Annotated in this window: 11 protein-coding genes and 1 pseudogene; 3 read left to right on the top strand and 9 right to left on the bottom strand. The window is 64.0% G+C overall.

What is annotated here, in order from left to right; all coding sequences use genetic code 11:
* Positions 1-661, top strand: a 661-nt coding sequence (gene bla / locus EN935_RS10650) for a class A beta-lactamase (RefSeq protein WP_127373308.1), incomplete at its 5' end; no start/stop codon positions are given.
* 38 nt (positions 662-699) lie between these two features.
* Here the strand turns inward: bla and EN935_RS10645 are convergent.
* The 9 genes from EN935_RS10645 to EN935_RS10605 form a co-directional block, all read right to left on the bottom strand.
* Positions 700-2,208 (bottom strand): aldehyde dehydrogenase family protein, encoded by a 1,509-nt coding sequence (locus EN935_RS10645; protein ID WP_127264110.1) that lies wholly within the window; start codon positions 2,206-2,208, stop codon positions 700-702.
* Between the two features lie 20 nt (positions 2,209-2,228).
* Positions 2,229-2,573, bottom strand: coding sequence for a cupin domain-containing protein (locus EN935_RS10640; RefSeq protein ID WP_127264112.1), 345 nt, complete (start codon positions 2,571-2,573; stop codon positions 2,229-2,231).
* A 23-nt stretch (positions 2,574-2,596) separates the two neighbouring features.
* Positions 2,597-2,938 carry a cupin domain-containing protein gene (locus tag EN935_RS10635; protein WP_127264114.1) on the bottom strand — a complete coding sequence of 114 codons (342 nt, stop codon included), beginning with the start codon at positions 2,936-2,938 and terminating at the stop codon, positions 2,597-2,599.
* Positions 2,939-3,009: 71 nt separating this feature from the next.
* Positions 3,010-3,360, bottom strand: coding sequence for a cupin domain-containing protein (locus EN935_RS10630; protein WP_127264116.1), 351 nt, complete (start codon positions 3,358-3,360; stop codon positions 3,010-3,012).
* On the bottom strand, positions 3,357-4,631 hold the full coding sequence (locus EN935_RS10625; RefSeq protein WP_127264118.1) for a glycosyltransferase: 1,275 nt from the start codon (positions 4,629-4,631) through the stop codon (positions 3,357-3,359). Before EN935_RS10625 ends, EN935_RS10630 begins: the two co-directional genes overlap by 4 nt.
* A 13-nt stretch (positions 4,632-4,644) precedes the next feature.
* Entirely contained in the window at positions 4,645-5,718 is a 1,074-nt protein-coding gene (locus tag EN935_RS10620; RefSeq protein ID WP_127373307.1) for an ABC transporter ATP-binding protein, read from the bottom strand.
* Entirely contained in the window at positions 5,715-6,509 is a 795-nt protein-coding gene (locus EN935_RS10615; RefSeq protein ID WP_127264122.1) for an ABC transporter permease, read from the bottom strand. The genes EN935_RS10620 and EN935_RS10615 overlap by 4 nt, the downstream gene beginning before the upstream one ends.
* Positions 6,502-7,344, bottom strand: a complete 843-nt coding sequence (locus tag EN935_RS10610) for an ABC transporter permease (protein ID WP_127264124.1) — start codon at positions 7,342-7,344, stop codon at positions 6,502-6,504. Before EN935_RS10610 ends, EN935_RS10615 begins: the two co-directional genes overlap by 8 nt.
* 100 nt (positions 7,345-7,444) lie before the next feature.
* Entirely contained in the window at positions 7,445-8,509 is a 1,065-nt protein-coding gene (locus EN935_RS10605; protein ID WP_127264125.1) for a spermidine/putrescine ABC transporter substrate-binding protein, read from the bottom strand.
* A 240-nt stretch (positions 8,510-8,749) separates the two neighbouring features.
* On the opposite strand from EN935_RS10605, the gene EN935_RS10600 reads away from it, so the two are divergent.
* Positions 8,750-9,688, top strand: coding sequence for a GntR family transcriptional regulator (locus EN935_RS10600; protein ID WP_109664115.1), 939 nt, complete (start codon positions 8,750-8,752; stop codon positions 9,686-9,688).
* Between the two features lie 10 nt (positions 9,689-9,698).
* A pseudogene (locus tag EN935_RS10595) lies at positions 9,699-10,003 on the top strand (glycosyl transferase family 1); the annotation flags it as partial.

The following is a 10,003-nucleotide window of genomic DNA, read 5'->3' as shown; positions in this document are numbered from 1 at the left end:
CTTCAAGACGCTGGCGGCGGCGCTCATCCTGCATCGTGTCGATGGCGGCATCGAGCAGCTCGAGCGCAGCATCAAGATCCCGCACAACGCCATCATTGCCAATTCGCCGACGACCAAGAAGTTTGCCGGCGGCGAGATGACGGTGGCGCAGCTTTGCGAGGCCGCCGTGACGGTCAGCGACAATGGCGCGGCCAATCTGCTGCTGGAGTCCTTTGGCGGACCGCCGCAGCTGACGGCCTATCTGCGTTCGATCGGCGACAGTGTGAGCAGACTGGACAGGATCGAGCCGGAGCTGAACGAGTCGCTGCCAGGCGACGAGCGTGATACGACCTCGCCGCTGGCCATGGTTGAGGACTACGAGCGTCTCGCGCTCGGCAACAGCCTGTCGGACAAGAGCCGGGCGCAGCTTGTCGAATGGCTGGTGGCCAACAAGACCGGCGATGAGCGCATCCGGGCCGGGCTGCCGAAGGGCTGGAGGTGCGGCGACAAGACCGGCACCGGTGACCGTGGCAGTACCAATGACGCGGCGGTCATCTGGCCGGCTTCCGGCAATCCTATCTTGATGTCGGTTTACCTGACGGGCACGAAACAGAGCCTGACCAAGCGCAACGCTGTGATTGCTTCCGTCTCGCGCACGTTGGTCGAAGCGATCGAGGCATAAGCTCATATCGAGCAGCGCGCCTTGCCGCGCTGCTCCTCTCATACGTGCTTGCGGCCGCCGGTCTCGCGGAACCAGCTGTCGGGGTAGGGATACCACCAGTCCTGGATCGCCGGCTTGTGGTCGATGATCACCATCTTCGAGCGGCGGAACGCATCCAGCCCCTGGCGGCCGAGCTCGCGGCCGAGGCCGGAGGCCTTCCAGCCGCCAAAGGGCAGGGCGTCATTGTCGATCAGCGGATTGTTGACCCAGACCATGCCGGCCTCGAGTCGCTCGGCTGCCTCGTGGGCTTCGGCGAGATCGGTGGTGAAGACGGAAGCACCGAGCCCGAACGGGCTGTCATTGGCAAGCCGGATCGCCTCGTCGAAATCTTTCACCCGGCAGATGGCGGCGACCGGCCCAAAGCATTCTTCGCGCACGATGGCCATATCCGGGGTGACGCCGGTGAGGATGGTTGGCTCGTAGAACCAGCCGACATTGTGCGCCGGCGGAATGCGCCCGCCGGTCACCGCCTTGGCGCCGTGCGCGATGGCGTCGTCAACCAGGCGCATGACTTTTGCCCGTGCCGCTTCGCTGACCAGCGGGCCGATCTCGGTCTTGTCCATGCCGTTGCCGATGCGCAGCGCCCGTGTCCTTTCGGCGAACAGCTCGACGAAGCGGTCATGCACGGCATCGACGACGAAGAAGCGCTCGGCCGAAGTGCAGACCTGGCCGGTGAGGTGGAAGGCGGCGGTGACACTGCCGGCCGCCGCCACCTCGAGCGGGGCGTGTTCGCTGACGATCAGCGGATCGCTGCCGCCGGCCTCGATGACGCACGGTTTCATGCGCTCGGCGCAGGCCACCGCCACCGCCTTGCCGGCGGCGACCGAGCCGGTGAAGGCGACGGCATGGGTGCGATCGGAGGCGATCAGGGCCTGCGCGGTGGCCGCTCCACCGGGCAGGCAGGAGACCAGGCCTGCCGGCAGCGAGCGGAACACGGTCATGTAGTCTGATGTCGACAGCGTTGTCGCCTCGGCCGGCTTGATGATGCAGGCGTTGCCGGCGGCAAGCGAGGCGGCGACCGTCCAGCACATCAGTAGGATCGGGAAGTTGTAGGGCATGATGTGGACCGATACGCCATAGGGTTCGTAGCGCGCATACTGGAACGAACCGGCCTGCGTCGTGCCGGCGATCTTGCCGGCATCGTCGCGCGCCATCTCGGCATAGTAGCGGAAGATCGGTGCGCAATTGGCGATCTCGCCGATCGCTTCGGGATAGGGCTTTCCCATCTCGCGCACCATCAGCTCGGCGCAGCGGGTGAAATCGGCCGCTTCGATGGCGTTGGCGACGGCATGCAGGTGCTTGGCACGGCTCTTGGCGTCGAGCTTTTTCCAAGCGGCCTGCGCCTTGGTCGCTGCGGTGAGCACGGCGTCGATCTCGCCGTCGGTAGCGGCCGATATGGTGCCGACGGTTTCCAGCGTCGCCGGATCGATCACCGGCTTGTTCGTGCCAGCCATCGGCCGGTAATCGGGGTTGACGAAGAAAGCCGGACGGTCAGCTGAGAAATCCATGGGTATCCTCTCAGATCCGCTCAGCGGATCATGTAGACCTTTCTGATCGTCTCATGGACGGTGCAGACGCCTTTCCAGTCCTGCGGAAAGAAGGCTGCCGTATCCGGCTCGATCTCGATCACTTCGCCGGATTCATGCACATAGGTGCAGCGTCCCTCGAGGAAGTGACAGAACTCGTCGCGGGTGACGTGGCAGTGCCATTTGCCTGGCGTGCACACCCACAGGCCACATTCGGAACGGCCCCCCGGCCCCTTGTGCAGCAGCTTGCCCGAGGTGTGGGACTTACCCTCGATCATGGTCGGGATGACGCCCCAGTCGACGAGGTCTGACATGGCGAGCGGGGATCTCATGATGGGTGTGGTCATATCGATTTCCTTGAAATGAGAGCTCACCGGCACATGAAGGCCTTGGTCAGCGTTTGCGTGATGATGGAGATGCCGCTCCAGCCGGCGGGAAAGAACACGAGTGTGCCGGCCTCGACCGGGATCTGCTCGCCGTCGTCATGGATATAGCTGCCGCGTCCCGACAGGAAGTGGCAGAACTCGTCGGCGCCAAAGATGACCTTGCGCGTGCCCGGCGTGCACGACCACAGGCCGCATTCGCTCGATCCGTCCGGGTTCTGGGACAGGATCCTGCCCGAGGCGCGCGGCGAACCGGCGAGCGTGTTGCTGCCCGCGCCCCAGTCCTCCAGTTTCACTCTCGAGGCCTTCGGCCAGTGTGGTGTCGGCATGTCTTGCTCCGATTCTTGCTTAAGCATGATCTTGTCCGAAAAACCGGCTCCCACTTTTCGGGATCATGCTCTCAGGCCAGCATGTAGAGGTTGCGCATAGTCTCATGCACGGTGCATTCGCCCGTCCAGCCGGCGGGGAACATGACCACGGTCCCGGCGGAGACTTCTATCACCTCACCGACATCCGACCGGTAGGTCGCGCGGCCGGCGACGAAATGGCACAATTCATCGCGCGGGATGCTGAGCCGCCAGCGGCCCGGCGTGCAGACCCAGATACCGGATTCCGGCTGGTTGTTCGGGCCCTTGTGCACGAGTTTGCCGGTCGAGTGCGAAGCGCCTTCCAGCGCGTCGGGTTGAACGCCCCAGTCGACGAGATCGGTGCGGGTCGAGGCCTGGTGGAGGTGTGGTGCGGAGGAGGTCACAGCAACTTCTCCAACAACCCAGCCGCCTTTTCCGGACCGTTCTGCGAATGCATCCGTGCCGAGGTCTTCGCCAGCTTCGCCTTCATCGCCGGGTCGCTCAGGCAGGCTTCGATCCTGGCGATCAGCTCGGCATCGGTCCAGTCGTAGCGCGGCATGCCGAAGCCGTGGCCGGTTTCCTCGACGCGGGTGGCATTGTCGTGGCCGTCCCAGACATAGGGCATGATGATCGCGGGCTTGCCGAAATAGAGGCACTCGGTGAACGAGTTGTTGCCGCCATGGTGGATCACCGCGTCGACCTGCGGGATCACCGAGGGCTGCGGGAACCAGCCCTCCACGATGACGTTGCCAGGGACGTCGGTGTACTGGTCCTTGTAGCCGCCGACATTGACCAGCGCCCGGTAGCGAGTCTTGCCCAGCGTCGCGATAATGCGCTTCAACAGCTCGACATCGCCGGCACCCAGGCTGCCGAAAGAGACATAGAGCAGCGGCCCGTCATTGTTTTTCGCGAAGGTCGGTACCGTGTACGGCTTCTCCTGCCGCACGCAGCCTTCCAGATACTGAAACTTGGCCGGGTCGAGCGGATGGCGGCGCTTGAACTTCGCCGCTTCGGGGTAGAGCAGCAGGTTGAGATAGGGCGAGGCCTCGAAGAACTGGCCGATCGGATAGGGCGCCTCGTTGTTGGCGGTGAGGAAGGTGTTGAAGTCGTCATGGATCGGCTTGATGACGGCGTTGAAATGGTCGCGGTAGCGCTGGTGCCCGACATGGTCGTTCTCGCCGCAGCCCGACAGATGCGGCGGGATGTTCTCATCCTCAATCTCGTTTTCCGAGCAGGAGATGACGCGTACCCACGGCTTGCCGTACTGCTTTATCGCCGGGAACAGGATGACGTTGTCGACGCAGATCACGTCAGGCTTGATGGCCGAGAGAACGCCCGGCAGATCCTTCTGCGCCCATTTGGCACTGTCGACGATCGCCGTCCAGCAATCCTTGACGTAATTGTCGACCTGGTCGTAGGGCGATTTGCGGAAGTTGGGGATGTGGCCGTTGATGAAATCCTCCCAGAATTTCGCCATCTGTTCGGGCGGCATCGGCTCGGACAGGTTCACCGGATGCGCCTCGAAGCCGTAGCCCTTATAGACATCGACGAAGCCGGGGTCGGACAGGAACACCGCTCTGTGGCCGCGAGCCTCGACCGCCTGGGCGATGCCAACGGAATTGAGCGCCGGGCCGTAGGCGGCTTCTGGAAAAAACGCGATCGTCTTCTGCGCCATCAAGCTTCTCCTGTCATTCTGCGAAAATTCTGACATCGGCGGCGTCCCAGCCGAGTTCGACGTGGTCGCCCGACGAAACCGGCCTGCGGTCGGCGGCATCAGCGGTGACGCGCACCAGGAACGGTTTTGGCGACAGGGGCGTGCGGACATGCAGCTGCAGGTCAAGCCCCTGATAGGCCAGCGCCTCGACCGTGCCGGTGGTGCGGTTGGCGGTTTCCGCCGATGGGAACAACCGGATGCGCTCGGGCCGTACCGACGCGACAGCGGACGCCCCGGGCGAAAGCGTTCCGGGAACCTTGCCGGATATCTGCACGCCGTTCGCGGCTGCAACCCCATCGGGGGCGGCTTTGCCCGGCACAAAATTCATCACGCCAATGAAGTCGGCGACGAAACGGTCGGCCGGATGCTCATAGATCGCGTGCGGCGTGTCGCATTGCAGCAGCTTGCCGTCCTTCAGCACCGCCATGCGGTCGGCCATGACGAGCGATTCTTCCTGGTCATGGGTGACGATGACGAAGGTGATGCCGACCTCGTGCTGCAGGCGCTTCAGCTCCAGCTGCATGGCGCCGCGCAGTTTCTTGTCGAGCGCGCCGAGCGGCTCGTCGAGCAGCAGCAGCCGTGGCCGCTTGACCAGCGCGCGGGCGAGCGCGACGCGCTGCTTCTGGCCGCCTGACAATTGCCCCGGCTTGCGGTCGGCGAAGGGGACGAGCTCTGTCGTCGCCAGGATGGCGTCAACGCGGGAGCGGATTTCTGACGCCGGCAAACGTTCCATCTCAAGGCCGTAGGAGACATTGGCGCGGACGCTCATATGCGGGAACAGCGCGTAGGACTGGAACATCAGATTGACCGGCCGCTTGTTGGGCGGGGTTTTCGCGATGTCGCTTCCGTCGAGCAGGATGCGCCCGTCATTGGGCGTCTCGAACCCGGCAAGCATGCGCAGCAGCGTGGTCTTGCCGCAGCCAGACGGTCCGAGCAGCGCGAAGAACTCGTTCTCCCTTATGTCGAGCGAGATGCCGTCGACAGCCGTCACCCGGCCGAAATTCTTCGACACCTTGTCGATGGCCAGCAGCGTGCGCGGTTCGCTCATTGGCCTATGATCCCACGGTTGAGCCGCTGCGACAGGGTCAGCGCGGTGATCGAGACCGCCATGACGATGGTCGCCAGCGCATTGATCTCCGGCGTGATGCCGAAGCGGATCATCGCGTAGATCTGCATCGGCAGCGTCGTCGAGGCGCGCCCGGCGCCAGCGGTGAAGAAGGCGATGATGAACTCGTCGACCGAGAGCGTGAAGGCAAGCAGCGCACCGGCGATGACCGCCGGCGCGATGACCGGCAATGTCACCCGCCGGAAGGTGGTGAGCGCGGAGGCGCCGAGATCGGCGGAGGCCTCGACGATAGACCAGTCGAAGCTCTTCAGCCTTGCGCGCACCACCGAGCAGACGAAGGCGAGGTTGAAGACGACATGGGCGAGGATGATGGTGTGCAGACCCATGGTCAGGTTGTGCATGGAGAAGAACGAGAGCAGCGCGATCGCCAGCACGATGTCGGGAATGATCATCGGCGCGAAGATCAGCGCTTCGAGGCCCTTGCCGTATTGCCGGCGCATCTCGATGCCGATCGCCAGCAGCGTGCCGAGCAGCGTGGCGATCGCGGTCGAGACCAGCGCCACGATCAGCGTGTTGAGCGCGGCCGAGAGGATGGCGGAATTGCCGGCCAGCGAGGCATACCATTTCAGCGAAAAGCCCGACCAGGCCGTCGGCAGCCCGCCTTCGTTGAAGGACAGCGCCACCAGCACGGCGATTGGGATGTAGAGGAAGGCGAAGACGAGGCTCAGCACGATCCAAAGCGCTCGCCGCGTCGCGGGGGATCGCTCAGCCATCTGTGTCTCCACCGGCTTGCGCGGCGTGCCCCGAGGCGCGATTGGCGGCGAGCGCCTGCGCCATCAGCACCACAAGCATGATGGCGATCAGCGCCATCGCCAGGGCCGCGCCGAACGGCCAGTCATTGGCGGTGAGGAACTGGTCGTAGACGAGATTGCCGATCATCTGGAAACGGCCGCCGCCGAGCAGCGTCGGGGTGACGAAATTGCCGATCGACAGCACGAAGACAAACACCGCGCCGGCGGCGATGCCGGGCACGGTCAGCGGCAGGATGACACGGCGGAATGTGGTGGCGGCTGAAGCGCCGAGGTCACGCGAGGCCTCGGCCAGTTCCGGGTTGAGGCGCGACAGCGGCGCGTAGCAGGCGAGGATGACGAAGGGCAAATAGTTGTAGACCAGGCCTGCGATGACCGCACCCTCGGTGTAGAGCATCGACGGCGGCTCGCCGGTGTAGCCGAACCAGCGCAGGAGTTGCGTGATCAGGCCTTCGCGGTTGAGCAGCACGATCCAGGCATAGGTGCGGATCAGGTAATTGGACCAGAACGGCAGCACGGCAAAGAACAGGAACACCGGCTGCCACCGGCGCGGGGCCGCTGCGATGGCGTAGGCGGCGGCATAGCCAATCACCACCGCGATCAGCGTGGCCGTGCCGGCGATACGCGCCGAATTGAGGAAAATGCCGGCATAGAGCGGGTCGACGACCAGCCCGAAATTCTCGAGCGTGAAGGTGTAGTCGATACCGCCATAGATGCCGCGCCGAAAGAAGGCGAGCGCCAGCACCAGCGCGCACGGCACCACCATCAAGGCCGCGAGCCAAGCCAGGGCCGGGGCCATCAGGAGGGAGGAGCGAAGTCGGGTCTGGGACAATTCTGGGCTACCGCTCAGGGTCGGCGGCAGAAGCGCCGCCGGCCGTGATGTCTGGTTTTGACGCCGCCTACTGCGCCGCCTTGATCTCGCTGACGATCTTCGAATAGTCGCGCTGGGCATCGCCGACGTCACGCAACTGCTCGAACTTGACGAGATCTGCCACCGGCATCGCCATATTGGGGAATTTTGCCAGGAAATCGGCCGGCAGGCTTTCCATCGCCGGCTTGTTCGGCACCTTGTAGTCGATGTTCTGCGCCGCCCAGGCATGGTTCTTGGCGTCGAGCATGAAGTTGATGAACTGGAAGGCGGCGTCCTTGTTGGCGGAGGCCTTCATCACCACCATCGTGTCGACCCAGAGGTCCGAACCTTCCTTGGGGATCACGTATTTGATCTCGGGCTTCTCGGCGATGCCGTAATTGCACCAGCCGTCCCATGCCTGCACCATCAGCGCCTCGCCGGACACCAGCTTGGAATAGAAGGTGGTGTCGTCATAGGCGAGCAGGGTTTTCTTGGCCGAGATCAGCAGATCCTTGACTTCGGCCATCTTGGCCGGGTCGGTTTCGTTGACCGAATAGCCCTTGTCGAGCTGCCCGGCGGCCAGCAGCCAGCGGTCGGTCGCCAGCATGGTGGTCTTGCCCTTCAATTCGTCGGAAGGGGCGAGCAGGTCGCTCCAGCTGGTCGGCGCTGTCTTCACCAGATCCGAGCGGTAGCAGAGGCCGGTGGTTCCCCAGGTGTAGGGGACCGAGAATGCATTGCCGACATCGTGCGGCAGCTTGGTTGCCTCGGGATAGAGATTGGTGAGGTTCGGGATCTTGGCGTGGTCGATCGGCTCGGTCAGGCCGAGCTTGTTCAGCACCTCGGCGAAGGGCGAGGAGACGAAGACCACGTCATAGCCCTTGCCGCCGGCGGCGATCAGCTTGCCCATGATTTCTTCGTTGGTGGCGTGCACGACCACTTCACCCGAAACGCCGGTTGCGGTCTTGAAGGCGGCCATGGCGTCGGGCGCCATGTAGCCGTCCCAGTTGGAAATGACGAGGTCGGCAGCCAGCGCCGGCGCGGACAGCGCCAAGGCCAGGCCAAGTGCGATCGAAGATGTTTTCAGCGCACGGCGTCGCAGGCTGGTAGCGATCATGACAGACTCCCATTTCGGTTGATCGTCGAATTTCATTCGCCGGACCAACGCTTGCGACCCGTGCCGCTACCTCGATCCTGTTCCCTCGGTCTTTTTCTCGCCGATTGTCCTGACAGTACTATTGCAGAAAAAAGTACGTCAATCCATAATTTGTCAAGCGACCGAGGAATCTGGCCGATTGCGTCCGCGCTGGCGATCGGTCAAATCAATGCGGTCATGTCGCTTTCCACGAGACCAGTCATGCAAGCCGTAGCCCGACGACCTCGCACCAACCATCTCGATCTGGCGCAGCGCATCCTGGATGTGGCGCGGCAGCGCGGTTTTGAGCCCGGCGCACGCTTGCCGGAGCAGCAGATCGCCTCGCTGTGCAATGTCTCGCGCACGCCGGTGCGGGCGGCTCTTGGCCTACTCGCGGAACGGGGTGTCGTTCGCTGGGAGGCGGATTCCGGGTATCATCTGGCGATCGACCTCACCGCGCAGGCTTCAGTCGCCACGGAACTGCCCGCCGCCGAGGAGGACGAGCTGGCCGAGGCGATCCTGCGCGACCGGTCGGCGCGGCGGCTGGACCAGACTGTGACCGTCGCGGGGCTGATGCGGCGGTACAGTGCCGAGCGCAAGACGGTACTAAAAGCGCTCAACAAACTGACAGAAGAGAATCTTCTGGACCGTGCGCCTGGCCAATCCTGGCTGTTTCGGCGCACGCCCGACGATCCGGAGGCGCAAGGCGACAGCTATGAGTTCCGCTTGCTGCTGGAGCCCGCGGCCATCCTGACGCCGGGCTTCCGGCTGGACGGGGCGCGTGCGGCGACGTTGCGCCAGGGCATGGAAGCGCTGGTGGCGCTGCCGGACGCCGCATTCGACACACGTGAGTTCCAGCGGCTGGACATCGATTTTCATGGCATGCTCGCCGAGGGCTGCGCCAACCGCTTCGTTGCCGACGCGCTGGCCGATCACCTCAGGCTGCGCCGATTGCCCGGCATTTATGCCGGCGTCAACGTCTTCCGGTTGCGGCAATCGCTGCGCGAACACCTTGTTATACTCGACCATCTTGAAAGCCTGCAGTATGAGGTGGCGGCCGATCTGCTTCGCATCCACCTGCGGCTCTCCCGAAACCAGCGACCGCAAGCGGCCAGTCGCGGGGCTCCCGCCCTGTTCGGCATGATCAGCCGGCCGGATTGACGAGGATTAATTGACGCGTAAAGCCAGCCCGACCATCGCGCTGTTCCCCGAAGCCAGTTTCGGCGCGGCGTTGAATTGCGTTGGGATCGCGCAGGCGCTGCGTGCGAGAGGCGCCCGGCCGGTCTTCATCTGCCATGCCGGCTTCTCCGGCGTCTTTGCCGACTATGGTTTCCAGGAATACCAGCTGCCGACCGACGAGCCGCTGAGCGACAGCGAACGCCAGAGCTACTGGCAGGCCTTCGTGCGCAGGCACCTGCCGCATTTCAGGCTTAGCCCGATCGACCAGCTCGAAACCTATGTCGCGCCGACCTGGCA

Source organism: Mesorhizobium sp. M7D.F.Ca.US.004.03.1.1 (assembly GCF_003998635.1).
Lineage (GTDB): Bacteria > Pseudomonadota > Alphaproteobacteria > Rhizobiales > Rhizobiaceae > Mesorhizobium > Mesorhizobium loti.
The sequence above is the reverse complement of the archived record's forward strand: the minus strand, read 5'-3'. Positions and strand labels throughout refer to the sequence as shown.

Bases quoted from the DNA above. Each gene is read 5' to 3' on its own strand.
- EN935_RS10645 (WP_127264110.1), bottom strand. From the start codon at position 2,208: ATGGATTTCTCAGCTGACCGTCCGGCTTTCTTCGTCAACCCCGATTAC.
- EN935_RS10640 (WP_127264112.1), bottom strand. From the start codon at position 2,573: ATGACCACACCCATCATGAGATCCCCGCTCGCCATGTCAGACCTCGTC.
- EN935_RS10635 (WP_127264114.1), bottom strand. From the start codon at position 2,938: ATGCCGACACCACACTGGCCGAAGGCCTCGAGAGTGAAACTGGAGGAC.
- EN935_RS10625 (WP_127264118.1), bottom strand. From the start codon at position 4,631: ATGGCGCAGAAGACGATCGCGTTTTTTCCAGAAGCCGCCTACGGCCCG.
- EN935_RS10620 (WP_127373307.1), bottom strand. From the start codon at position 5,718: ATGAGCGAACCGCGCACGCTGCTGGCCATCGACAAGGTGTCGAAGAAT.
- EN935_RS10615 (WP_127264122.1), bottom strand. From the start codon at position 6,509: ATGGCTGAGCGATCCCCCGCGACGCGGCGAGCGCTTTGGATCGTGCTG.
- EN935_RS10610 (WP_127264124.1), bottom strand. From the start codon at position 7,344: ATGGCCCCGGCCCTGGCTTGGCTCGCGGCCTTGATGGTGGTGCCGTGC.
- EN935_RS10605 (WP_127264125.1), bottom strand. From the start codon at position 8,509: ATGATCGCTACCAGCCTGCGACGCCGTGCGCTGAAAACATCTTCGATC.
- EN935_RS10600 (WP_109664115.1), top strand. From the start codon at position 8,750: ATGCAAGCCGTAGCCCGACGACCTCGCACCAACCATCTCGATCTGGCG.